Genomic DNA, 21,683 nt, shown 5'->3' on the forward strand with positions numbered 1-21,683 from the left:
TCACTCATCCACCTGGCCGGTTTTCCACAAATCCACCAGCGCCTGCGGCGCGCTGCTTTCCGGGATTAACAGCACGATCTCGGTGCTCAGGGTGGGGCTGGTGTAGTTGATCTGTACGCGGTAGTAGCGCTGGTCGCCGCAGCCGGGGGAGTTGGGTTGGCCCTCTTCCTGGGCGTACGGCAGCGTCTGATTCAGCAACTGATTCAGGCGCTGCCGTTGCTCCGGCGTGATATCGGCCAGCGCAATGCGGCGCTGGCCCGCCAGTTTGGGAATGTAGGCGAAGCCTCCCTCGCGCGCCAGCTCAATGACCGTATCCTGATTGAGCGTCGGCAGCGGTTTCATTACTCCACCCCCACCTGATGCCAGGCCTGCTGCACCTTGTCCGCCACGCTTTGATCGAAACGCGCCTGCGCGTGTTTCACCGTGGCGCGGGCGAAGGTGGCGAAGTCGGCGTTTTGCGGCAGCGCTTTGTCGCACACCGTGTCATACCACACGTAGCCGGCTTTTTCCCAGGCGAAGCCACCCAGCGCGGTTGCCGCCAGGTAGAACGCGCGGTTGGGAATGCCGGAGTTGAGGTGCACGCCGCCGTTGTCTTCCTTGGTCTGGATGTAATCCTTCATGCTGGCGGGCTGCGGGTCTTTGCCCAGCAGCGGGTCGTCGTAGGCAGTGCCGGGTGCCGACATCGAGCGCAGCCCTTTGCCTTTGATGCCCTTGGCGAGCAGACCGGCGCCGATCAGCCAGTCGGCTTTATCGGCGGTTTGCTGCAGGTGGAATTGCTTGACCAACGAACCGAACACGTCAGACAGCGATTCGTTGAGCGCGCCGGACTGCTGGTAGTAGATCAGCCCAGCCTCGCTCTCGGTCACGCCGTGCGCCAGCTCGTGGCCGACCACGTCGATGGCGATGGTGAAACGGTTGAAGATCTCGCCGTCGCCGTCGCCGAACACCATCTGCTGGCCGTTCCAGAAAGCGTTCTGGTACTCCTTGCCGTAGTGCACGCTGCCGACTAGCGGCAGCCCTTTATTATCCAGCGAATTGCGCCGGTAGGCCTGCCAGAAGAAATCGTAGGTGACGCCGAGATAGTCGTAGGCCTCGTCCACCGCCACGTCGTGGTTGCTGGGCTGGCCCTCCTTGCGCACTTGTTTGCCGGGCAGTTGGGTGCCGTTCTGGGCGTCGTAGATATCGCGGAGCGCTTCGCCGGCTCGGGCGTTTTTCTCGGTCGGTGAACGCAGCGGCTTGTTGCCGAGTAGGCTTTGCACGTGGTTCAGGGTGTGCAGCGCGCAGTCGCGCTGCGGGGCGTTACCGTGTTCAATGATGCGGCGCAGCATGTAGGGAGGAATGACGGAACGCATGCGCTGGGCTGGCATAGTGGCTCTCCTTAGGCAAAAAATTTACCTCATCGAATGAATGCACTGAGCCTAAGTGTAGCCTACTCGTCATAAAGCCTGTGGTCATGCGTGCTCACCGCCGGCGCGGTCTTGTGCGGGCTGATGCGCCGCACCGAGGCGCGTACCGCCAGCCGGCCGTGCAGCAACAGATTGCACGGCGGCGCGTCGGCGCGCAGCATGCGCCGCTGCAGCAGCTGGATCGCCTCGTAACCTAGTTCGTCGCGCGGCACCTGCACTGAGGTCAGCGGCACGTCGTGGATTTCCGCCAGGTTGAAGCCGTCGGTGCTCATCACCGAGACGTCGCCCGGCACGCTCAGCCCCCGCTTGTTGAGCGCCTTGACCGCCCCGACCGCCATGTAGTCGCCGCCGGCCAGGATCGCCGTCGGCAGCGGAGAGTGGCCGTGGAGGCCATCGAGATAGGTGGTCAGCGCCTGCTCGGCCTCTTCGCCGCCGAAGCCCGAGGTGGTGATCAGATGGCGGCCGTCGTCGAACGGCAAATGATGCCGGGCGTAGGCCTGTCGGATGCCCGCCAGCCGCAGTTCCATGGTGTGGCGGCGCAGACACTGCAGGTTGAGGATATGGCTGTGCCCCTGCTGAAACAGGTAGCTGGCGGAATAGTCGCCGATCAGCTGATGATCCGGCGAGACGCTGTCCAGCCGCATCTGCCGATCGCTGCAGTTGATCAGCACGCAGGGCTTGTGCAGATCGGCGGCCAGGGTGTGGATATGCTCGTCGTCGATGCCGATGATCAGCGCCGCTTCGGTGTGCGGGTCGCTCATCTTTTCCAGAAACAGCACGCCGTCGCTGTGTTGCTCTTCCAGCCCGCAGTAGCGGATGCGCACCTCGTGCTCCATCAGCGCGGCGGCGATACCCTGAATGACCTTGTAGTAGAAGATGTCGGTGCGTACGTCGAACGCGCGCTGCGGCGCGAACACCATCACGTTGTTCAGCATCAGCCGGCCGCTGGAAATACCCTGCAGAATGCCGTTTTGCTGCGCACAGTCCAGCACCTTGCGGCGCGCCTCGGCGCTGGTGTTGGCCTTGCCCGCCAGCACGCGGGAAACGGTGCTGATCGACAACCCGGTTTGGCGAGCGATCTCCTGAATTTTCAGCTTTCCGTTCATTCTGTGATCTCCTTCAAATTCGTCCATGAGAATATTTTCACCGCGGATTTTCAGCGTCTTGACCGGCTTTCATGCCCATTATGACTATTTTTTTACCCACCTGTGAAAATCTTTGCAAAAAACCCCGTTTCGCTGCGCGCTCTCGCTGAGTAGTCTGCATTGGCACACCAATTTTAGCGACCTGTCAGTCCAATTTTAACGGTGTGCGAAAAAGAAAACAAAAAATAAATCATGGGGTTGTGATTGTCTGTCGGCCAATGATACGGCGCCGACCCGTTTTCATCGTCCCGTGTTTGATAGCGCAACGTACCCTACCAAAACGCGCGTCGCCGTAGCCGGCGGCCGCGGGGAGAGAACCGATGAGTGTGGAGATCAATCAGGCGGTCGCGCAGAGCGGCCGGCGCAAGTTCAAATCGCTGCGCTGGTGGATGCTGGCGCTGTTCTTGCTGGGCGTCACGGTCAACTACATCACCCGCAACTCGCTGGGCATTTTGGCGCCGGAGCTGAAAACCAGCCTGAACATGAGCACCGAGCAATATGCCTGGGTGGTGGCGTCGTTCCAGCTGGCCTACACGGTGTTTCAGCCGATCTGCGGCTGGCTGATCGACGTTATCGGCCTGAAGATGGGCTTTCTGATCTGCGCCGGCATTTGGGCGGTGGTATGCATGTTGCACGCCGGCGCCGGCAGCTGGCTGCAACTGGCCATTCTGCGCTTCTTCATGGGAGGCGCGGAGGCGGCGGCCACCCCGGCCAACGCCAAGGCGATCTCCGATTGGTTCCCGAAGAAGGAGCGGCCGATCGCTGCCGGCTGGGCGGGCGTCGGTTTCTCCATCGGCGCCATGCTGGCCCCGCCGATCATCGTCATCGCTCACGTCTCCTTCGGCTGGCAGGGCGCGTTCCTGTTCTCGGGCGGGCTGGCGCTGATCTGGGTCGTGCTGTGGTGGCTGTTCTACCACTCGCCGCAGCAGCACCCGAACCTCAGCCAGCAGGAGCTGGATCTGATCCGCGAAGACAACGAACCGGTACTGCCGAAGCTGCCATTTCTCACCTCGCTGGCCAGCCTGTGCAAGAACAAGAAATTCTACGGCATCGCCATCCCGGCTTTTCTCGCCGAGCCGGCCTGGGCGGTCTTCAGCTTCTGGGTGCCGCTGTACCTGGCCACCGAACGCGGCATGGATCTGAAGCAGATCGCGATGTTTGCCTGGCTGCCGTTCCTGGCGGCGGATATCGGCAGCGTCGCCAGCGGCTATCTCACCACCCTGTACCGCAAATGGTTCGGCTGCAGCCGCGTCAACTCGGTGGTCGCCAGCTCGGTGACCGGCGCTTTCCTGATGGTGTCGCTGGCGTTCGTGGCGATCACCCAAGATCCCTATGTGGCGATCGCGCTGATCTCGATCGGCGGATTCGGCCATCAGGTGATCTCCTGCATGCTCAGCGCCCTGGTGGTGGAATCGTTCGATAAAAACCAAATGGCGACGGTCAACGGCATGCGCGGCTCCAGCGCCTGGATCGCCAGCTTCCTGTTCACGCTCCTGATCGGCGCGGTATCCGACACCCTCGGCTTTAACCCGCTGTTTATTGCGATGGGCTTCTTCGATTTGATTGGCGCCCTGTTCCTGGTCGCCCTGATCGCCGAGCGCGGCGGTAAGAAAACCCCTTCACACAGCTAAGTGGAATATTTATGAAAACGTTGAAAAATTGGACGCTGGCGGCGCAGCATGCCGACCACGTCGAGTTGCTGGTCGATGAACGCCACCGTTTCTGCCTGTACGTGCTGGAAGACGGTCTGTTCCGCGTGTTGATCAAACGCGAAGGCGGGCTGGCGCTGGATCGCACCTGGAGCATTGCGCCGCAGGAGGATGTGCCCTGGGAGGGGCGCGATCGGCTCAGCGTCGCCGGTTTCAGCCTGCCGGGCTATCAGCTGCGCCGGGTGGGCGATCGGCTGGTGGTCAGCACGCCGCTGCTGCGCGTGACGGTGCATCAGCCGCTGTGGCTGGCGTGGGAGTATTGCACCGCCGACGGCGAGTGGCGGCCGCTGGCGGCGGATCGGCCAACCAGCGCCTACCTGCTCAATGCGCACGGCGACGGCGTGGCGCACTACCAGCGGCGTTTCGCCGATGAGCGCTATTACGGCCTGGGGGAGAAAGCCGGCGATCTGGAACGCACCGGCCGCCGCTTTGAGATGCGCAATCTGGACGCCATGGGCTACAACGCCACCAGCACCGATCCGCTGTACAAGCACATTCCGTTTACCATCACCCGTGGGCCGGAGGCGAGTTTCGGCCTGTTCTACGATAACCTGAGCAGCTGCTGGCTGGATCTGGGCAACGAGATAGACAACTACCACGCGGCCTACCGCCGCTATCAGGCCGAAGCGGGCGATCTGGATTACTACCTGTTCCTCGGGCCGAAGGTTTTGGACGTCACCAAGGCCTTCGTGCGCCTGACCGGCCGCACCCACTTCGGGCCGAAGTGGAGCCTGGGCTACAGCGGTTCGACCATGCACTACACCGACGCGCCGGACGCCCAGCAGCAGCTGCAGCAGTTCATCGCGCTGTGCCGCCAACACGCCATACCCTGCGACTCCTTCCAGCTGTCGTCGGGCTACACCTCGATCAACAACAAGCGCTACGTGTTCAACTGGAACTACGACAAGGTGCCGCAGCCCAAGCTGCTCAGCCAGGCGTTTCACGACGCCGGCCTCAGGCTGGCGGCCAACATCAAGCCGTGCCTGCTGCAGGATCACCCGCAGTATCAGGCGGTGGCGGCGCAGGGGCTGTTTATCCGCGATTCGCAAAGCGACGCGCCGGAGCGCTCCAGCTTCTGGGACGACGAAGGATCGCACCTCGACTTCACTAACCCGGCGACGGTGCGCTGGTGGCAGCAGGGCGTCACGCAGCAGCTGCTGGAGATGGGCATCGACTCGACCTGGAACGACAACAACGAATACGAAGTGTGGGACGGCGAAGCGCGCTGCCACGGCTTCGGGCGGCCGATCGCCATCAAGCATATTCGCCCGGTGATGCCATTGCTGATGATGCGCGCCTCGATGGAGGCCCAGCAGCGCTTCGCGCCGCAGAAGCGGCCGTACCTGATCTCGCGCTCCGGCTGCGCCGGCATGCAGCGCTATGTGCAGACCTGGAGCGGCGACAACCGCACCAGTTGGCAGACGCTGCGCTACAACATCCGCATGGGGCTGGGCATGAGCCTGTCCGGGCTGTATAACCTCGGCCACGACGTCGGCGGCTTCTCCGGCGACAAACCGGACGCGGAGCTGCTGGTGCGCTGGGTGCAAAACGGCGTGATGCATCCGCGTTTCACTATCCACTCCTGGAACGACGACGCCACGGTCAACGAGCCCTGGATGTACCCGGCCGCCACCCCGGCGGTGCGCGAGGCGATCAATCTGCGTTACCGGCTGCTGCCGTATTTCTACACCCTGCTATGGCAGGCCTGCGCGGACGACGAGCCGATGCTGCGCCCGACCTTCCTCGATCACGAACAGGATGCGCGCACCTTCGGCGAGAACGACGATTTTCTGATTGGCCGCGATCTGCTGGTGGCCAGCGTGGTGGAGCCGGGGCAACGTCGCCGTTCGGTGTATCTGCCGGACAACGGCGAAGGCTGGTACTGCTTCTACAGCGGCCAGTGGTTCGGCGGCGGCCAGACGGTGACGCTGGCGGCGCCGCTGGAGCGTCTGCCGCTGCTGGTGCGCGCCGGGGCGGCGCTGCCGCTGTCGCAGCGGCTGGCGCATGTGGACGTGGCCGCCGACGATCGGCGCGAGCTGCGGCTGTTTCCGCTCAAGGGCTGCGGCGCAAGCAGTGGGTTGTTGTTTGAGGACGACGGTGAAAGCGACGGCTGGCGGCAGGGCGATGCGCTGTGGCTGCGCTGGGAAATGCGCTGCGACAATCAGCGCATTATGCTGGATATCACGACGGAAGGGCGTTTCCGCCCGGCTTGGCGCACGCTGACGCTCAGCCTGCCGGAAGGTGAAACGCGCGCGCTGTGGGTGAACGGCGAACCGGGCGAGCGTTTTACGCTGGAGTAGGAGGGTTACTCGGCCGCGCGCTTCTTGCGCGGCTTTTTGGCGACGGTGATGGTTTTCACCTCGCTTTCCACCCAGCCATCCTGCAGGCGGGTTTTCAGCAGTTCGCCGACCTGCGCCTGCTTGGTGGTTTTCAGCAGCTCGCCGCGCGGAGTTTGCGTCACGCTGTAGCCGCGCGCCAGCGTCGCCAACGGGCTGACGGTTTCCAGTTGGCTGCAGGCCACGCCGAAGCGCTGGCGGTAGGCGTTGAGCTGCCGCTCCATCGCCTGCTGCAGACGGTATTCCTGCTGCTGTACGCGCTGTTGGTAGCGGTGAATGCGGCCCTGCGGCTGCACCTGCGCCAGCCGCTGCTGGGCGCGTTCGCTGCGGCGGGCGGCCAGGCGCAGCTGTTGCTGCATGCCGTCTTCCATCCGGCGCTGCAGCTTGAACAGCAGCGTCTGCTGGCGCGCCAGGCGCAGATGCGGATGCTGCTGCTGTAAACGGTGGTGAATGCGGGTGAACTGCTGCTGGCGCTGCGCCAGATAGTAATCCATCGCCATCTCCAGCCGCTGCTGCTGCGACTGCAGCTGGCGCAACAGCTCAAGCTGATTGCGGCTGACCAGTTCGGCGGCGGCGGAAGGGGTCGGCGCGCGCAGATCGGCGACGAAGTCGGCGATGGTGACGTCGGTTTCATGGCCGACGGCGCTGACGATCGGAATGCGGCTGGCGAAGATCGCCCGCGCCACGCGTTCGTCGTTGAAGCTCCACAGATCTTCCAGCGAACCGCCGCCGCGGCCGACGATCAGCACGTCGCATTCATCGCGGCGGTTGGCGGTCTCGATGGCGCGCACGATTTGCATCGGCGCTTCCGCGCCCTGCACCGAGGTGGGGTAGATGACGATCGGCAGCGATGGATCGCGCCGCTGCAACACCTGCAGGATATCGTGCAGCGCCGCGCCGCTGGCGGAGGTGATCACCCCGACGCGTTTGGCCGGGGCGGGCAGCGGCTGCTTGAACTGCTGATCGAACAGCCCTTCGGCGCTCAGGCGCTGTTTCAGCTGCTCGAACTGTTGCTGCAGCAGGCCGTCGCCGGCGGGCTGCATGCTCTCGGCGATCAGCTGGTAGTCGCCGCGCGGTTCATACAGCGTGATGCTGGCGCGCACCAGGACCTGCTGGCCGTTTTGCGGCCGGAAGGTGACGCGGCGGTTGCTGTTGCGGAACATCGCGCAGCGCACCTGGGCGCGGTCGTCCTTCAGCGTGAAATACCAGTGGCCGGAGGCGGGCTGGGAGAGGTTGGAGATCTCGGCGGAGAGCCAAATCTGCCCCATTTCCATTTCCAGCAGTTGGCGAACCGTCTGATTCAGGCGGCTTACGGTAAAAATGGAAGGCGAAACAGGTAGCGACATGTGACCCAGATCAAATTTCAAAACAATCACTTAATTGGTCGATACTACATGGCTGAAAAAGGTAATCAAGACTTTTTGTAAGAAAGTGCTGGAGGCAACCGATTCCGCTCTGTATAATGCCGCGGCAATATTTTATCTTTTTCACAGCCCACCCTGGTGAGATATTGCCCATGCTACGTATCGCTAAAGAAGCTCTGACGTTTGACGACGTCCTCCTGGTTCCAGCCCACTCCACGGTTCTGCCTAACACCGCAGAGCTCGGCACTCAACTGACCAAAACCATCCGCCTGAACATCCCTATGCTGTCCGCAGCCATGGATACCGTTACCGAATCCGGCCTGGCCATCGCGCTGGCGCAGGAAGGCGGCCTGGGCTTCATCCACAAAAACATGTCCATCGAGCGCCAGGCTGAAGAAGTCAGCCGCGTGAAGAAACATGAAAGCGGCGTAGTCACCGACCCGCAGACCGTTACTCCGGCCACCACGCTGCAGGAAGTGAAAGAGCTGACCGCGCGCAACGGCTTCGCCGGTTATCCGGTCGTCACCGAAGACAACGAGCTGGTCGGCATCATCACCGGCCGCGACGTGCGCTTCGTGACCGATCTGACCCAGCCGGTGACTGCGGTGATGACGCCGAAAGATCGCCTGGTCACCGTGAAAGAAGGTGAAGCGCGCGACGTGGTGCTGCAGAAGATGCACGAAAAGCGCGTAGAGAAAGCGCTGGTGGTGGACGACAGCTTCCACCTGCTGGGCATGATCACCGTTAAAGACTTCCAGAAAGCGGAACGTAAGCCGAACGCCTGTAAAGACGAGCACGGCCGTCTGCGCGTAGGCGCGGCGGTCGGCGCCGGCGCCGGCAACGAAGAGCGCGTTGACGCGCTGGTGGCGGCGGGCGTTGACGTTCTGCTGATCGACTCCTCGCACGGCCACTCCGAAGGCGTGTTGCAGCGCATTCGCGAAACCCGCGCCAAATACCCGGATCTGCAGATCGTCGGCGGCAACGTCGCGACCGCAGCGGGCGCCAAAGCGCTGGCTGAGGCCGGCGTGAGCGCGGTGAAAGTCGGTATTGGCCCTGGCTCCATCTGCACCACCCGTATCGTGACCGGCGTGGGCGTGCCGCAGATCACCGCCATCGCCGACGCGGTGGAAGCGCTGGAAGGCACTGGCATTCCGGTTATCGCCGACGGCGGCATCCGCTTCTCCGGCGACATCGCCAAAGCGATCGCCGCAGGCGCATCCTGCGTGATGGTCGGCTCCATGCTGGCGGGCACCGAAGAATCTCCGGGCGAAATCGAGCTGTATCAGGGCCGTTCGTTCAAATCTTACCGCGGCATGGGTTCGCTGGGCGCGATGTCCAAAGGCTCTTCCGACCGTTACTTCCAGACCGATAACGCCGCCGACAAACTGGTGCCGGAAGGTATCGAAGGCCGCGTGGCCTATAAAGGCATGCTGAAAGCCATCGTGCACCAGCAGATGGGCGGCCTGCGCTCCTGCATGGGCCTGACCGGCTGCGCCACTATCGACGATCTGCGCACCAAGGCGGAGTTCGTGCGCATCAGCGGCGCCGGCATTCAGGAAAGCCACGTGCACGACGTGACCATCACCAAAGAGTCGCCGAACTACCGCATGGGCTGATGCCTTAACCTCTCCTGAGTGAGAGGCCGGGGTGGGGCGCCAAGCCCCATCCCGAAAACATACATTTTCGCTCTTTTTCTCTTGTTGCTGGAATTCGCCTCACATGACACAAAATATCCATAAGCATCGCATCCTCATACTGGACTTCGGTTCGCAATACACCCAACTGGTCGCCCGCCGCGTGCGCGAAATCGGCGTTTACTGCGAACTGTGGGCCTGGGACGTTAGCGAAGCGCAGATCCGCGAATTCAACCCAAGCGGCATCATCCTGTCCGGCGGCCCGGAAAGCACCACCGAAGCCGGCAGCCCGCGCGCCCCGGACTACGTGTTCAACGCCGGCGTGCCGGTGCTGGGCGTGTGCTACGGCATGCAGACCATGGCGATGCAGCTGGGCGGCCATGTGCAGGGCTCCAACGAACGCGAGTTCGGCTACGCGCAGGTGGAAATCGTCAACGAGAGCGCGCTGCTGCGCGACATCGAAGACGCCATCAGCCCGGCCGGCAAACCGCTGCTGGACGTGTGGATGAGCCACGGCGACAAAGTGACCGCGATCCCGTCCGACTTCGTGACCATCGCCAGCACCGATACCTGCCCGTTCGCTATTATGGCCAACGAAGAAAAACGCTTCTACGGCGTGCAGTTCCACCCGGAAGTGACCCACACCCGCCAGGGCCAGCGCATGCTGGAGCGCTTCGTACTGGACATCTGCCAGTGTGAAGCCCTGTGGACGCCAGCCACCATCATCGAAGATGCGGTCGAGCGCATCCGCGAGCAGGTGGGTGAAGACCACGTGATCCTCGGCCTGTCCGGCGGCGTCGACTCCTCCGTGACCGCGATGCTGCTGCACCGGGCCATCGGCAAACGCCTGACCTGCGTGTTCGTCGACAACGGCCTGCTGCGCCTGAACGAAGCCAAGCAGGTGATGGAAATGTTCGGCGACCACTTCGGCCTGAACATCGTGCACGTTGAGGCGGAAAACCGCTTCCTGACCGCACTGGCGGGCGTGGACGAGCCGGAAGCCAAGCGTAAAATCATCGGCCGTGTGTTCGTTGAAGTGTTCGACGAAGAAGCCTGCAAGCAAGAGCAGGTGAAATGGCTGGCACAGGGCACCATCTACCCGGACGTGATCGAATCCGCCGCTTCCGCCACCGGCAAAGCGCACGTGATCAAATCGCACCACAACGTGGGCGGCCTGCCGAAAGAGATGAAGCTGGGCCTGGTCGAGCCGCTGAAAGAGCTGTTCAAAGACGAAGTGCGCAAGATCGGCCTGGAGCTGGGCCTGCCGTACGACATGCTGTTCCGTCACCCGTTCCCGGGCCCGGGTCTGGGCGTGCGCGTGCTGGGCGAAGTGAAGAAAGAGTACTGCGATCTGCTGCGCCGCGCCGATGCCATCTTCATCGAAGAGCTGCACAAAGCCGACCTGTACAACAAAGTCAGCCAGGCGTTCACCGTATTCCTGCCGGTGCGTTCGGTCGGCGTGATGGGCGACGGCCGCAAATACGACTGGGTGGTCTCCCTGCGTGCGGTAGAAACCATCGACTTCATGACCGCGCACTGGGCGCACCTGCCGTATGACTTCCTCGGCCGCGTCTCCAACCGCATCATCAACGAAGTGGACGGCATCTCCCGCGTGGTGTACGACATCAGCGGCAAGCCGCCGGCGACGATCGAGTGGGAATGATGAACAGTTAATTACTGACTATCAGTGATTATTTAAAAACCCCCGATGCGGCTTAGCTGTGTGGGGGTTTTCTCTTTCTGACTATCAATTACTATTCGTGAAAGCATTCAATTTTTGACGGTACCTTTGACGGTATATCCATTTTCGCTGTACTCTCGGCCTAATCCGTTCGCCACCTTTTTGGTAAATATTGACGGTATAAATCACAGCAGAGAGTTACCGGAATGCTCACAGATACAAAACTTAAAAACCTGAAGCCAAGAGAGAAATTATACAAGGTCACCGATCGCGATGGCCTCTATGTTGCCGTGCAACCAAGCGGATCAGTCTCCTTCCGATATGACTATCGAATTAATGGCCGGCGTGAGACGCTGACGATCGGCCGGTATGGCCCTGACGGTATCACATTGGCTGAAGCACGCGAGCAACTCAATACCGCCAAAAAGATGGTGGATGCAGGCCAGTCGCCGGCTGCAGCAAAGCGCGACGGTATCATGCAAATAAAGGGGGCGGAAAATTTCTCTGATTATACCGTCGCCTATATGAAACACGTCCGCCTGGCGGATAGCACTCGGGCGATGAAACAGGCAGTGATCGACAGAGACATCCTGCCAACGCTGGGGAAAAAGCTTCTGCATGAAATCACTACGCCAATGCTCCGCACACTGTGCGATAAGATAGTCGACCGCGGAGCCAGGGCGACGGCGATCCAGGTGCGGGAAATTGTCAGTGCTGTTTTCACCCATGCTATTGACCGTGGCCACGCAGTGCCAAACCCAGCGGCAAATATCAAAGCCTCCAGCATTGCCACATTTGAAGAGCGCGATCGCGCACTGGAGCCTTATGAGATAGGGTTGTTCTTCAACGCCCTAAACTCTACCGGCGCCGCATCTTCATTAAAGCTGGCTTTGAAGCTGATACTGATCACGATGGTGCGCAAGGGGGAGCTAACAGATGCCACCTGGAAGGAGGTTGATTTTTCTTCAGCGCGCTGGACGATACCAGCGGAACGCATGAAGGCGGGGCGGCCGCATGTTGTTTATCTGTCCCAGCAGGCGATCGACATTATGGTTGCACTGCAAGTGGCAGCGTGTGGTTCCGATTTCATCTTGCCTGCCAGGTATAACCCAAGAAAATCTATGTCTAACTCGGCTCTTAACCGGGTGATCAATACGACAAACGAAAAAATCAGGGAAGAAGGAAAAGAAATAGCGCACTTCACCGTTCACGATCTGCGCAGAACTGCCAGCACGCTGTTGCATGAAGAGGGGTTCAATACGGATTGGATTGAGAAGTGTTTGGCCCATGAGCAGCGCGGCGTGCGCGCGGTATACAACAAAGCAGAGTATGCCGAACAGCGCCGGGAAATGCTGCAGAAATGGGCCAATATGGTGGATGGGTGGATTGAAGCGGAGCGGGTAAAGTAGAAATCAATTTTGTCGTGCGCTGACTGATGCCAGGCACTGATCGAACATGGCTATTTTTGGACTTTGCGAGAACCGGCGTTTTCCGCCGGAATATGCGTAAGTGCATGGCTGATTGCCGTGGAGCTTCCGCTCAATGAGCTGGTGGTCAACCAACGTCGCCAGCGCGCGGCTAAGGGCATGTGGCGAGATTGGCTTGTGCTCCATTTCGTACAGTTCCTTTATCTTTGCATAGCCGATGTTCTCGTTGTCTTTCACGATCTGCATAACATCATCACGGTTGTGTTTCATGATGCGATCCTCACTGCTGCTGGTATGCTGAATCCGCCGGGGAGCAGTTCGACGTCATTCCGAGGGCATTCGTTACCCCAATGGTGCCAGCCTGGCGCGTCACCTCTGCTGAAAAGTTCAATTCGTGACACGTCACCATATAACCGCTCGAGACGATGCCGCGCCTCCCATGGTTTCGCACTGTGCTGAGTAATCGGCGCGTAGATAACCTGTTTCACAGATGCATCCTGTCGTTCAAGGCCGGCGCCGCGAACAGCAACGAGCATTGATTCTTGGTTGCCGCGACTGTAATTACCCGGGTTCATTCTTGTGACGCCGTTTAGCAGATCGAGAAAGTCGTAAAAGTCGACCAGGCCATCTTCGATTGCGGCGTTGACGGTACGCTCTGCAAGTTCGTTGAACTTCACCCAGGTAAACAAGAACATCTGCCTAACGTCGAATCCCCAAGCTGCTGCAAGTTCCTTGGCTTGGTCGGCATGCGTACCGGTATACCACATTGCCAATACGCTGTTTTCTGCTGCGATTGACCAGACAGGAAGCCGCTTCAAGTCCTGCAGCGTCATCGTGCTGTAGTGGTTGCCTGCGGCGCCGTTGCTGATCTTGTTGCCGTACTGCCATGGCGGATCTGCCATTATGAGGTCATATATCATTCGATATTCCCCCAAATAGCTTTGCTGATTGCCGCTTTAGCTTGCTTTACTTCTGGTTGAATCACCGATAACCCTCTTAATTCATTTTCTGCGACAGATAAAAAATCTTGTAGTGCTATAAGAATGTCAGGTGCTGCGGCGATCAGCTTAAAATTTGCCCTCTGGGTATCGCCATCTTTTCGGTAGCAGGTGACCTTTGCAATCGCATGGTCATTTTCACTATCAACTACCCAGCAGTTTTCAGAGCCATGGAATGAAATATTCCATGGGCCAGGGGTGCCAATAAATTTCTTGGTTAACTTTTGATTATCCACTAATCACCTCCGCCATTTTAACGATCAGCACAGTCAGGCCGATCGACAGAAACCAAAACAAGAACAGGCCAGCAAGCATATAGGCCCACACATTACGCATCATGTGACGTTTGATATTCATGCTGCGCGCTCCTGTACTGGCCGTTGCTTGCGCTGGTGTACGTCGGGAGAATAATCCGGAGTGCGGCCGGTGTTCTCGGCCTGTTGCTTATCGAGCCAAGCTTCTACTTCATCCAAGTTCCAGGCTACCGTGCGGTTGGTCAGTGCAAAGCGCTGCGGGAACTCTCCTGCCTTTTCCAGTTTGGTGATCTGCGACTCCGACATGGGAACCATCGCCAGGAGTTGTGTTTTTCGAATTGCTGCTTTCATTGCTTCTCCTTTGGCGGGGCTGTGGCCCCGCGGCTGTTGGTTACATATGGATTTCGCTCAACTCATCGCGACGGATGTTGTAAACGTCGGTGGCTGCCTGCAACTGCTGTTCATGCGGTGCCAGAACGTGTGCGCCGTATTTATAGGCTTTGTCCAGTTCTTCCACGCTTGCGGCTTTGTTTGCCGCTTCGGTAAACGCAGCCAGCAGATCATCAGGCGACCGATCATCTTGGTTCACTGCCTTGATCTCTTTTTCCGGCTTCTTGCCGTTGATAAGGCTATTTACGCCGGCGGCGCTGGTGGCGGGTGGGGTGACGTCGCGTTCAACGCGTGGTTTGGTTTCCTCAAGCTCGTCCGGGGTATAGACACCCAGAAGAACATCGGGGGCATGTAGGCGTGACCAGCGTTTGGTGCACAGGTATGCCAGTTGTTGCTTTGGATCGTGTTCCCAAAGCGGTGAGTTGCGCACGCCGGCATCTTTCATGCTGATAGTGAGGTAGCGAGGTTCGGTTTCTCCGCGTAAAGTTGCCCATACCGTTACCGTCAGATCAGCAGACTTATCATTTTTGCCGTTTACCTTCGACCAGTCGCCATCCCATTTGTAATTAAGGCGGGTGGCCAAAAGATTGGATGATGAGACTACTGCGTTAACAAGCTGCGCCTCATAGCCAAGCGATCCGTTAACTACGTGGGTTTTCTGCGCTACAGCAAATGGATTCATACCCCACTGCGCCGCTTGCATCGTTACTGCCAGGCAGTCCGCTGGCTTCCCTGCCAGGTGCTGCGGAACGGTGGCTTTGCTTTGCGCCATCAGTTCGGCGAAGCGAACAAGCCGATCCATCCCCTCCGGGCTGAATATGGCCGCTGCAGTTCCTACTGTGGCGCTGTGTTGAGATGTCAAAGAGAGTTCGTTGCTCATGCGTATTGGTCCTGTTTGCGCGCCCATGCTGGGCGTTGAATTTTTTCGACGCCGCCCCATTCATCGGTGATGCGGCACTGGTGATAGGTATTAAGATCCCGGCGGTAGAGTCGGTGACCCTCGTCTACGTCTGCTGCGTCGAGTTCAAAAACGCGTACCGGGTAGCGGCCGCAGTCGATCATCTCGCTGACAGCTAAGAAGAAGAATCCGGGAGTTTCGCCGGTTACCTGCTGGAATCCATCGCGGTACATCGCATCCTGGACGTGATAGCGGAACTCCTCGATGTGGCGCGCGAAACGGTCCATGTCTGCAACCTTCTTCACGTCCACAATCACCGGGTGATCACTCAAGTGCCTGTCTGGCCGGCACCGGCACAACTCACCGGTTTCCGGGTCAGTCCAGTAGAACGATGATTCGCAATGGCCTTCTGCTTCCAGCAACCACCGCGCCGCGGGGTGAGCCATAACGCTGTCGCGCATTAACTGAAGTTTCCGGCCTTGCTCTGCGTCCATGACGGTTTTACCGGTATGCTCGCAGTCTTTCAGGAATGCCGCCTCAGCTTCCTTTCCTGCCGCGGTGCGCCGGTTAAATTCCGGCGCGATGATGAACCGCTTGCTGAATTCGTCAGGCTCAAGCAACTTGCAATGCAGCGCCGTTCCCATGTCCAGTGCTTTCAGCTTTTCAGTATCGACCGGTGCCGCCTTGATCCACTGCAGCAGCGCCGGGTTCTTGGCTACCATATCCAGCTGAGACTTACTCACGCCGTCGCCGGCGTGGTAATCCTCGTTTGAAATGTCGTGATAGATACCTTTTTTCATCACGCCACCTCATCGAATTGGTGGCGCCGGCGGTATATCTCCAATGCACGCTGACGCTTGACCAGCTCCGTTATGCAATCCCAAATAGCCGCGCCTGCCAGTTCCTGGTACTCGGTAGAGTCGGTGCCCAGAGCTAACGCCTCCTGATCAAAGTCCGGCGGAAGGTACTTGCTGATGAAAGCGGTGAATCCGTGGATCGGCACCTTCTTATCCAGCGCCTCAACCTCTGCATAAACTGCTTCGTTGTCCCGCTCCGTGAAGCCGGCAACGATTTTTTCAATATCGATAGCCTGTTGTGCGTTCATAAGCACCTCAGTAGTTAATGGTCATGTGCTGCACCTGCATGCGGGCAACGGCTTCAACGCATTTTTTTGCGCAGTCTTCTGGCACGCCAGCGGCAATCAGATCGGCTACCACGCTGCGGTTAACTTCCCGGCGGTGTTCAACGTTGGCTGCTTTTGCTGCGGCGTCATCGGCAATGCGTTTCTCTTCTGCCAATCGAGCCTGCTCTGCTTGCTGTGCCCGGCGGCGTTCCGTTTCAACTGCTTCCTGCTTTTCACGCTCAGCGCGTTGCTCTGCCTCGATGCGCTCACGTTCGGCACGTTCCGCTGCTGCTTTTGCATCAGCCTCGCGTCTGGCCGCCGCTTCTAGTTCTGCGCGATTCTTTTCCTCTGCCTCACGTCGGGCGCGATCCTCTGCATCTTTTGCGATCTGCGCTTCCCGTTCACGCTGTGCAGCAACTTCCATTTCGGTGCGTAGGCGTTCAAGTTCTGCCGCTTCGGCCTCTCTCTGCTGGGCGGCTTTCAGAGTAACTTCTAACTTGGTTATGGCAGCGTCCTTTGCTACCCCTGCTTCCGCCGTTACTTCTTGCCATGACTCATCGATCGCAGTGGCCTTGACCGATTCCAGCCGGGCAGCAATGTCTGCTGCCGGTGGAACGTTGCCAAGTTCATCAACCACGTTGGCGCTTTCACGTAGCCTCGCCAGTCGCTGTTGCAGGTCGGCAACGCGTTGCTTTTCTGCGCTCTCAAATTCGGTAAGAGGAAGGCGTACTGCGTCACGAAGTTGATCGCATGCATCAACAAATCGTTTAATTTCCTGCTCAGCAGGTTTTACTGCTTCTTTCAGGCGGCGGAGGTAATCACGCCCTGGCTTCTCTACCGCTGTTTTGCTTCTGGAAACCTGTGCCGCCAGTGATGCGATCCTGTCGCGCCCTTTCTTGGTTGATAGGTCCGGCACTTCATTTGCCACCGCCTCTTTGATCTGTTCGAAAAACTGATCCAGGCCGTTTGGTTTATAAATTGCAGGCGCCATCTCTTCGGTTATGTTGATAGCCGGTAGTTGTTTTTCTTCGCTCATCTGTGTGCAACCTCTAATTGATTGGCCGCGTCCAGCGCGACACGTGTTGTAAATGCCCAGTGCAGGGCTTCATTGAAATCTGCAAACCGCCAACTGACACAGCCGCAGACGGTCACGCAGAAAATCCCGTTGATGGTTTGAGAAATCATCTTTACCTCTTTTGATTACCTATTTGGTAACTATTGGTGGCGTGCTAAAAATAAGTCGTTGATAACTTTAAGAGCGGACTTCGGCTTGTCGTTGCACATATCTTTGAGCAACTTGAGAAGTTCTCTTGGCTTCATTCCACGCTTATCAGCCTGAGCTTTGAGTAAGCCTCTATCGACGTTATTGATAGCTTCCAGGGCTGCTGCTTTGTCAGTCTTGTAGATGTCTTTTGCTAACCAACTCCTTTCCGACTTTTCCGCCCATTGCTGCGCGTTGTACTCAGCGATCTCTGTGTGAATGTCTTTTCCGCCGCGCTTATTCAGCGGGAGATTTAAAATTCCGTGGTCAAGTGCCATCGTGTAACCCTCTACTGTGTCCCCGGCGTGCGGTGAAATCGTTAATTTTTGGGTGATCACCGCATCATCGCGGTGCCTCAATTCCTGCCTGATTGTTAAAGAGCATCATTACCAATCTGGTAACTTCTTGAGGTAATAATCGACCGTAAAAGGGTTGTTGTCAATAGTCAGTAATAGAAAAAATTACCCAAAAGGTAATTATTGATGGCATGAGAAACCGCCGCATGGCGGTAACTTGTTGTCATGAAATGGGATTGTCTTGTTAGATTCGCGCCTGCTGCATCACGAACTCAATGAACGATTCGATCTTGGCTTTATCTTCGGCAGGCAACTGCGCGTATTGTGATCGATCATAGTTAATCAGGGTAGGGTCTTTCGGCTTCAGCAGCAGCTCATAGCCGCGACGCCCGAACGCACCTGCGATCGCTTCCAGGCTGTTGATGGTGATATTGCCTTCACGGCTCAGCACCCGGTTAACAGTAGACTGGCCAACGCCGGCAGCGGCGCCAACTTTAGCCTGGCTGGAAAGCTCGCGGTTGTTGCTCATCCACAATTCCAGATTGCTCGCCACAATGGCACCGACTTCGGTTTCCTCTTGCACTGCTTCGGCGCCGGCGGCCATTGCCATCATGTGATCGCGGTCCAACCAAAACTTAGGCTTGTTCGCTGCAACCTCGAGCTTGCGCGCCACTGAGTCGCCGATCGTCTTGTGGTTTTTGTCTGTCGCCGGCTTCAGCCAACGGCTTATCACGTTGGCATTAATCTCCAGCCGTTCCGCCAGGCGTACTTGTCGGCCATCGAAATCACGGTTGATGATGTCGCGGAGGTTCTCGCGGCGGATGTCGTTAATGCTTTTCATAGTGGTTTCACAGTCCATTGAATAGGTTGTTGCATGTATTTAAAACAAAATTACCTAAATGGTAAACGAACCGGAAAGGTAACAAACTTGCGAAATGGCACCATTTAGGTAATTATCTGCACGATCAAACATTGAAAAGAGGCAGGATATGGAGCCGTTTAACTTCAAACAATTCTGGCTGGGGATGAGCAAAGATGAGCGTGATGCGTTTGCAGAAGAAGCCGGCACCACCGCGCTTTACATCATGACGCATACGCAAAGGAAGACGCGAATGCCGAAGAAAAAGTTCATTGATCAGCTGTTTAAGGCGTGCAAGAAAAGAAAGCCGGAGTTAACAAAGCAGGAGCTAGTGCTGTTCTTCTACTGATTAACACCACCATATCAAGGGTCGCTCATGCGGCCCTTTTTTATTGCCCCTCGGTCGTGGGTAATAAAAATCTATTTACGGTTGATCTATTTTTGCTTTGCATGCATTCTTACATCACTGACGACAGTAAAAGAGGCCTATGAATGAAAATTGTTACCCGGGCCGAGGCCATAAATCTCGGTCAACTCCGGTTCTATACCGGCAAGCCTTGCCGCAATGGTCACTACTCTGAGCGCTTTACGAGTAACGGCGTTTGTGTGGAATGCTCCGCGCAACACTCATCCGCTTACCGCAAGCACATCAAGAAACTGATCCACGACGCCAGGGCAAAAGTAGCGGAGGTGAGCTGATGGCCGGCGACTGGATAAAAATGCGTTCTGACCTTCACACGCATCCGAAAATTGTCCGCATGGCGTCCGCATTGAAAGCGGACAGACTTCGGATTGTTGGCGGACTACATTCCGCATGGTGTCTTTTTGATGTCCATTCTGTTGACGGATTCCTTGACGGTTACAGTCCTGAAACGCTCGACGACATGATCGGATTTCCTGGATTTTCTCGCGCAATGATGGCTGTTGGCTGGCTGGAAGTTGACGGAGAAAACCTCGTAATGCCCAGATTTGACGAGCATAACGGGCAGTCTGCCAAGCGTCGCGCGCAGGATGCAGCGAGGAAAAGAAGCGTCCGCAAAATGTCCGCATCACAAGCGGACAAAATGACGACCAGAGAAGAGAAGAGAAGAGAAGATCTAAAAGATAAACCCCTCTCTAACGTGCGAGAGAAAAATTTGCCAGCTGATCCGCCCCAGGAGCAACAACCACCCTTCCCGTTAAACGGGAATCAATTCGGCAAATTCACCATGCATAACGGATGGCAACCAGGCGCCGACTTCCAGCGAATGGCCGCCACCTGGGGGATGAAGATCGCCGAGCCAGTGACGCCGGAAGAATTGCAGGAATTCATCGGCTATTGGGAGCCTGAAGGTAAGGCGTTCCATCAAGCACAGTGGGAACAGAAACTTGCACGTAGCGTGCTCATGAGCCGCGCCCGTAAAACTACAGGAGTAAAAAACCATGAAACAGGTAAGCGACCTGATGGGACAACTGGACATTGGCGCGGGAATGCCGCCGAAGGGGTATACGCCGCACTCACAGAACAGTTGCGATCAGACGGACTTAGCGAAAGCCAGATACGCAAAATTTTGGATGAGGATGATGGAGATCTATTCGGATCGGTGGACGGCGAAGAACGGCAGGGCACCGTCGTTACTTTGGAAGCAGGCGATTACAGCGCTCACTGATCAGCAGATCCAACAGGCGATAGCCGCATGTGTTCAGCGTTGCTGGGACGGAAACAGCTATGCGCCTGACTTGGCCGACTTCATGGCGATAGTGAGCCAAGTTTCTGCCAATGCGTTTGGCCTTACGGCTGAAGACGTCATGGATGAATTCAGGAAATACAACCGGGATAAATACCGTCACAGCTGCGCCGAAACCTACCCATGGCGCCACGACGTGTTGTATTGGATTGTTTGTGACCTGAGAAGAGAAATGATCCAGAAGGATTTAAACGATGTTGAGCTTGAGAAGCGCGCCGGCAAGCACCTAAAGCGGTGGGCTGAAAAGGTCAAAGCAGGAGAAACAATCCCGAAACCAGTGCCTTTGCTGTCGGAAAAAGCTTCTGAGATTAAGCGCGGTGCACCTGGTGCCGGCCATTCGGCAGCAATGGAAATGCTGGCAAGACTGAGAAAAGGAAAACCGAATACGAATTGAAATGCTGAAATTCCTGCGTCTACGGTGGCTAGATTGCGTTAAATGCCATGAAGGCATGTAACGAGATGGGTTAAGCCAGAAAATCGATTGTAAGGCCGTACAGAGAGTTTTAGCGCATGTGCGATTTGTGAGAGCAATCGCTATTTTTTAGTTGCAAATAATTACCTAATTGGTAATGATTACCTAAAAGGTGATTTAAGGAGTGAGCAGTGAAGCGAGTTGCAAACCGTTCCTTTGCCCTTGGCCGCCTTAAGACCGGGCAGATGAATAAGACCGAAGAGGCGTATTTCTCTGAACTCAATACGCAGAAGTCATCTGGTCTGATCGCCTGGTTCAAGTTCGAAGGGGTAAAGCTCCGCCTGGCAGATAACACGTTTTACACGCCTGATTTCGCAGTAATGCGCGCAGACGGAACGATGGAACTGCACGAGGTGAAAGGATTTTGGACTGACGACGCCAGGGTAAAAATCAAAGTCGCTGCGGATATGTACCCATTCAGGTTTATCGCGCTCAAGGCCAAAAGCAAAAAGGCCGGCGGTGGCTGGCAGCAAGAGGAGTTTTAACGATGGACAACATCGACGATGCAAACGAGCGCGCAGCCACATACCTGCAGGCGCAGATCGATGCAGTAACCAAAAAGTCATCACTGCCGGCGGCGCATGAATGCGACGAGTGCGGCGAATAAATTCCAGAAGCACGGCGTAGAACCGTGCCAGGCGTCCGGCTCTGTATCGACTGCAAAGAGCTGGAAGAACTGAACCAACGTACACACAGGTAAGGA

Annotated in this window: 27 protein-coding genes; 11 read left to right on the plus strand and 16 right to left on the minus strand. The window is 57.6% G+C overall.

The window, feature by feature from the left end; translation table 11 throughout:
• The 3 genes from RE418_RS12005 to RE418_RS12015 all read right to left on the minus strand — a co-directional run bounded on the left by RE418_RS12005 (nucleotide 1) and on the right by RE418_RS12015 (nucleotide 2,512).
• Complete coding sequence (locus tag RE418_RS12005; protein WP_016929750.1) at nucleotides 1-342, minus strand: protealysin inhibitor emfourin; 342 nt, start codon at nucleotides 340-342, stop codon at nucleotides 1-3.
• On the minus strand, nucleotides 342-1,367 hold the full coding sequence (locus tag RE418_RS12010; protein ID WP_033644087.1) for a M4 family metallopeptidase: 1,026 nt from the start codon (nucleotides 1,365-1,367) through the stop codon (nucleotides 342-344). The genes RE418_RS12005 and RE418_RS12010 overlap by 1 nt, the downstream gene beginning before the upstream one ends.
• Nucleotides 1,368-1,429: 62 nt before the next feature.
• A complete protein-coding gene (locus RE418_RS12015) occupies nucleotides 1,430-2,512 on the minus strand; it encodes a LacI family DNA-binding transcriptional regulator (protein WP_089181215.1) in 1,083 nt (360 codons plus the stop codon).
• Nucleotides 2,513-2,871: 359 nt separating this feature from the next.
• Here RE418_RS12015 and RE418_RS12020 point away from each other — a divergent pair, with 359 nt between their 5' ends.
• Nucleotides 2,872-4,182: an MFS transporter gene (locus tag RE418_RS12020; protein WP_060434365.1), complete on the plus strand. Its 1,311-nt coding sequence runs from the start codon at nucleotides 2,872-2,874 to the stop codon at nucleotides 4,180-4,182.
• Nucleotides 4,183-4,193: 11 nt separating this feature from the next.
• On the plus strand, nucleotides 4,194-6,560 hold the full coding sequence (locus RE418_RS12025; RefSeq protein ID WP_399676233.1) for a TIM-barrel domain-containing protein: 2,367 nt from the start codon (nucleotides 4,194-4,196) through the stop codon (nucleotides 6,558-6,560).
• 5 nt (nucleotides 6,561-6,565) lie between these two features.
• Here RE418_RS12025 and xseA read toward each other — a convergent pair whose 3' ends face one another.
• Nucleotides 6,566-7,942, minus strand: a complete 1,377-nt coding sequence (gene xseA / locus RE418_RS12030; RefSeq protein ID WP_055312720.1) for an exodeoxyribonuclease VII large subunit — start codon at nucleotides 7,940-7,942, stop codon at nucleotides 6,566-6,568.
• A gap of 170 nt (nucleotides 7,943-8,112) precedes the next feature.
• On the opposite strand from xseA, the gene guaB reads away from it, so the two are divergent.
• The 3 genes from guaB (at nucleotide 8,113) to RE418_RS12045 (ending at nucleotide 12,684) form a co-directional block, all read left to right on the plus strand.
• Nucleotides 8,113-9,576, plus strand: a complete 1,464-nt coding sequence (gene guaB / locus RE418_RS12035) for an IMP dehydrogenase (RefSeq protein WP_004941460.1) — start codon at nucleotides 8,113-8,115, stop codon at nucleotides 9,574-9,576.
• A 103-nt stretch (nucleotides 9,577-9,679) separates the two neighbouring features.
• Complete coding sequence (gene guaA, locus RE418_RS12040) at nucleotides 9,680-11,257, plus strand: glutamine-hydrolyzing GMP synthase (protein WP_197828170.1); 1,578 nt, start codon at nucleotides 9,680-9,682, stop codon at nucleotides 11,255-11,257.
• Between the two features lie 224 nt (nucleotides 11,258-11,481).
• Entirely contained in the window at nucleotides 11,482-12,684 is a 1,203-nt protein-coding gene (locus RE418_RS12045) for a tyrosine-type recombinase/integrase (RefSeq protein WP_313795391.1), read from the plus strand.
• A 3-nt stretch (nucleotides 12,685-12,687) separates the two neighbouring features.
• Here the strand turns inward: RE418_RS12045 and RE418_RS12050 are convergent, their stop codons facing one another.
• From RE418_RS12050 to RE418_RS12105, 12 genes are all read right to left on the minus strand, one after another.
• Nucleotides 12,688-12,972, minus strand: a complete 285-nt coding sequence (locus RE418_RS12050) for a hypothetical protein (protein WP_313795390.1) — start codon at nucleotides 12,970-12,972, stop codon at nucleotides 12,688-12,690.
• Complete coding sequence (locus tag RE418_RS12055; RefSeq protein WP_313795389.1) at nucleotides 12,969-13,622, minus strand: MT-A70 family methyltransferase; 654 nt, start codon at nucleotides 13,620-13,622, stop codon at nucleotides 12,969-12,971. Before RE418_RS12055 ends, RE418_RS12050 begins: the two co-directional genes overlap by 4 nt.
• Complete coding sequence (locus RE418_RS12060; RefSeq protein ID WP_313795388.1) at nucleotides 13,619-13,936, minus strand: hypothetical protein; 318 nt, start codon at nucleotides 13,934-13,936, stop codon at nucleotides 13,619-13,621. Before RE418_RS12060 ends, RE418_RS12055 begins: the two co-directional genes overlap by 4 nt.
• Nucleotides 13,929-14,057: a hypothetical protein gene (locus RE418_RS12065; RefSeq protein WP_313795387.1), complete on the minus strand. Its 129-nt coding sequence runs from the start codon at nucleotides 14,055-14,057 to the stop codon at nucleotides 13,929-13,931. Before RE418_RS12065 ends, RE418_RS12060 begins: the two co-directional genes overlap by 8 nt.
• Entirely contained in the window at nucleotides 14,054-14,305 is a 252-nt protein-coding gene (locus tag RE418_RS12070) for an AlpA family phage regulatory protein (RefSeq protein WP_313795386.1), read from the minus strand. Before RE418_RS12070 ends, RE418_RS12065 begins: the two co-directional genes overlap by 4 nt.
• A 40-nt stretch (nucleotides 14,306-14,345) precedes the next feature.
• On the minus strand, nucleotides 14,346-15,224 hold the full coding sequence (locus RE418_RS12075) for a RecT family recombinase (RefSeq protein ID WP_399676237.1): 879 nt from the start codon (nucleotides 15,222-15,224) through the stop codon (nucleotides 14,346-14,348).
• Nucleotides 15,221-16,042: a PD-(D/E)XK nuclease-like domain-containing protein gene (locus RE418_RS12080; RefSeq protein ID WP_399676239.1), complete on the minus strand. Its 822-nt coding sequence runs from the start codon at nucleotides 16,040-16,042 to the stop codon at nucleotides 15,221-15,223. The genes RE418_RS12075 and RE418_RS12080 overlap by 4 nt, the downstream gene beginning before the upstream one ends.
• The gene (locus tag RE418_RS12085; RefSeq protein WP_399676241.1) at nucleotides 16,042-16,347 is read right to left on the minus strand and encodes a hypothetical protein; all 306 of its coding nucleotides are present in this window, start codon (nucleotides 16,345-16,347) and stop codon (nucleotides 16,042-16,044) included. The genes RE418_RS12080 and RE418_RS12085 overlap by 1 nt, the downstream gene beginning before the upstream one ends.
• A 7-nt stretch (nucleotides 16,348-16,354) precedes the next feature.
• Nucleotides 16,355-17,401, minus strand: coding sequence for a hypothetical protein (locus RE418_RS12090; protein WP_399676242.1), 1,047 nt, complete (start codon nucleotides 17,399-17,401; stop codon nucleotides 16,355-16,357).
• Entirely contained in the window at nucleotides 17,398-17,550 is a 153-nt protein-coding gene (locus tag RE418_RS12095; RefSeq protein ID WP_072270178.1) for a DUF2985 domain-containing protein, read from the minus strand. The genes RE418_RS12090 and RE418_RS12095 overlap by 4 nt, the downstream gene beginning before the upstream one ends.
• A gap of 30 nt (nucleotides 17,551-17,580) precedes the next feature.
• Complete coding sequence (locus RE418_RS12100; protein WP_399676244.1) at nucleotides 17,581-17,904, minus strand: hypothetical protein; 324 nt, start codon at nucleotides 17,902-17,904, stop codon at nucleotides 17,581-17,583.
• Nucleotides 17,905-18,166: 262 nt separating this feature from the next.
• Nucleotides 18,167-18,763, minus strand: a complete 597-nt coding sequence (locus RE418_RS12105; protein WP_033632339.1) for a helix-turn-helix transcriptional regulator — start codon at nucleotides 18,761-18,763, stop codon at nucleotides 18,167-18,169.
• A gap of 148 nt (nucleotides 18,764-18,911) precedes the next feature.
• Between RE418_RS12105 and RE418_RS12110 the strand changes: the two genes are divergently transcribed.
• From RE418_RS12110 to RE418_RS12135, 6 genes are all read left to right on the plus strand, one after another.
• Entirely contained in the window at nucleotides 18,912-19,130 is a 219-nt protein-coding gene (locus RE418_RS12110; protein ID WP_171404189.1) for a hypothetical protein, read from the plus strand.
• Between the two features lie 143 nt (nucleotides 19,131-19,273).
• Nucleotides 19,274-19,480, plus strand: a complete 207-nt coding sequence (locus tag RE418_RS12115; protein WP_033632341.1) for a hypothetical protein — start codon at nucleotides 19,274-19,276, stop codon at nucleotides 19,478-19,480.
• Nucleotides 19,480-20,430, plus strand: coding sequence for a DnaT-like ssDNA-binding domain-containing protein (locus RE418_RS12120; protein WP_399676246.1), 951 nt, complete (start codon nucleotides 19,480-19,482; stop codon nucleotides 20,428-20,430). The genes RE418_RS12115 and RE418_RS12120 overlap by 1 nt, the downstream gene beginning before the upstream one ends.
• Nucleotides 20,342-20,902: a replication protein P gene (locus RE418_RS12125; protein WP_399676247.1), complete on the plus strand. Its 561-nt coding sequence runs from the start codon at nucleotides 20,342-20,344 to the stop codon at nucleotides 20,900-20,902. The genes RE418_RS12120 and RE418_RS12125 overlap by 89 nt, the downstream gene beginning before the upstream one ends.
• Nucleotides 20,903-21,165: 263 nt before the next feature.
• Nucleotides 21,166-21,465, plus strand: coding sequence for a DUF1064 domain-containing protein (locus RE418_RS12130; protein ID WP_049234965.1), 300 nt, complete (start codon nucleotides 21,166-21,168; stop codon nucleotides 21,463-21,465).
• A gap of 146 nt (nucleotides 21,466-21,611) precedes the next feature.
• On the plus strand, nucleotides 21,612-21,680 hold the full coding sequence (locus RE418_RS12135) for a hypothetical protein (RefSeq protein ID WP_399676275.1): 69 nt from the start codon (nucleotides 21,612-21,614) through the stop codon (nucleotides 21,678-21,680).
• Nucleotides 21,681-21,683: the final 3 nt, after the last annotated feature.

The organism is Serratia sp. szju (assembly GCF_044594185.1).
In the GTDB taxonomy this organism is placed as follows: domain Bacteria; phylum Pseudomonadota; class Gammaproteobacteria; order Enterobacterales; family Enterobacteriaceae; genus Serratia; species Serratia bockelmannii.

What these genes read in the sequence shown, in the direction of transcription:
- RE418_RS12110 (WP_171404189.1), top strand. Translation starts at nt 18,912, where the DNA reads ATGGAGCCGTTTAACTTCAAACAATTCTGGCTGGGGATGAGCAAAGAT.
- RE418_RS12080 (WP_399676239.1), bottom strand. Translation starts at nt 16,042, where the DNA reads ATGAAAAAAGGTATCTATCACGACATTTCAAACGAGGATTACCACGCC.
- RE418_RS12085 (WP_399676241.1), bottom strand. Translation starts at nt 16,347, where the DNA reads ATGAACGCACAACAGGCTATCGATATTGAAAAAATCGTTGCCGGCTTC.
- RE418_RS12075 (WP_399676237.1), bottom strand. Translation starts at nt 15,224, where the DNA reads ATGAGCAACGAACTCTCTTTGACATCTCAACACAGCGCCACAGTAGGA.
- RE418_RS12125 (WP_399676247.1), top strand. Translation starts at nt 20,342, where the DNA reads ATGATGGAGATCTATTCGGATCGGTGGACGGCGAAGAACGGCAGGGCA.
- RE418_RS12045 (WP_313795391.1), top strand. Translation starts at nt 11,482, where the DNA reads ATGCTCACAGATACAAAACTTAAAAACCTGAAGCCAAGAGAGAAATTA.
- RE418_RS12100 (WP_399676244.1), bottom strand. Translation starts at nt 17,904, where the DNA reads ATGGCACTTGACCACGGAATTTTAAATCTCCCGCTGAATAAGCGCGGC.
- RE418_RS12015 (WP_089181215.1), bottom strand. Translation starts at nt 2,512, where the DNA reads ATGAACGGAAAGCTGAAAATTCAGGAGATCGCTCGCCAAACCGGGTTG.
- RE418_RS12120 (WP_399676246.1), top strand. Translation starts at nt 19,480, where the DNA reads ATGGCCGGCGACTGGATAAAAATGCGTTCTGACCTTCACACGCATCCG.
- RE418_RS12010 (WP_033644087.1), bottom strand. Translation starts at nt 1,367, where the DNA reads ATGCCAGCCCAGCGCATGCGTTCCGTCATTCCTCCCTACATGCTGCGC.
- xseA (WP_055312720.1), bottom strand. Translation starts at nt 7,942, where the DNA reads ATGTCGCTACCTGTTTCGCCTTCCATTTTTACCGTAAGCCGCCTGAAT.
- RE418_RS12130 (WP_049234965.1), top strand. Translation starts at nt 21,166, where the DNA reads ATGAATAAGACCGAAGAGGCGTATTTCTCTGAACTCAATACGCAGAAG.
- RE418_RS12050 (WP_313795390.1), bottom strand. Translation starts at nt 12,972, where the DNA reads ATGAAACACAACCGTGATGATGTTATGCAGATCGTGAAAGACAACGAG.
- guaA (WP_197828170.1), top strand. Translation starts at nt 9,680, where the DNA reads ATGACACAAAATATCCATAAGCATCGCATCCTCATACTGGACTTCGGT.
- RE418_RS12095 (WP_072270178.1), bottom strand. Translation starts at nt 17,550, where the DNA reads ATGATTTCTCAAACCATCAACGGGATTTTCTGCGTGACCGTCTGCGGC.
- RE418_RS12025 (WP_399676233.1), top strand. Translation starts at nt 4,194, where the DNA reads ATGAAAACGTTGAAAAATTGGACGCTGGCGGCGCAGCATGCCGACCAC.
- RE418_RS12065 (WP_313795387.1), bottom strand. Translation starts at nt 14,057, where the DNA reads ATGAATATCAAACGTCACATGATGCGTAATGTGTGGGCCTATATGCTT.
- RE418_RS12105 (WP_033632339.1), bottom strand. Translation starts at nt 18,763, where the DNA reads ATGAAAAGCATTAACGACATCCGCCGCGAGAACCTCCGCGACATCATC.
- RE418_RS12020 (WP_060434365.1), top strand. Translation starts at nt 2,872, where the DNA reads ATGAGTGTGGAGATCAATCAGGCGGTCGCGCAGAGCGGCCGGCGCAAG.
- RE418_RS12005 (WP_016929750.1), bottom strand. Translation starts at nt 342, where the DNA reads ATGAAACCGCTGCCGACGCTCAATCAGGATACGGTCATTGAGCTGGCG.
- guaB (WP_004941460.1), top strand. Translation starts at nt 8,113, where the DNA reads ATGCTACGTATCGCTAAAGAAGCTCTGACGTTTGACGACGTCCTCCTG.
- RE418_RS12055 (WP_313795389.1), bottom strand. Translation starts at nt 13,622, where the DNA reads ATGATATATGACCTCATAATGGCAGATCCGCCATGGCAGTACGGCAAC.
- RE418_RS12115 (WP_033632341.1), top strand. Translation starts at nt 19,274, where the DNA reads ATGAAAATTGTTACCCGGGCCGAGGCCATAAATCTCGGTCAACTCCGG.
- RE418_RS12070 (WP_313795386.1), bottom strand. Translation starts at nt 14,305, where the DNA reads ATGAAAGCAGCAATTCGAAAAACACAACTCCTGGCGATGGTTCCCATG.
- RE418_RS12090 (WP_399676242.1), bottom strand. Translation starts at nt 17,401, where the DNA reads ATGAGCGAAGAAAAACAACTACCGGCTATCAACATAACCGAAGAGATG.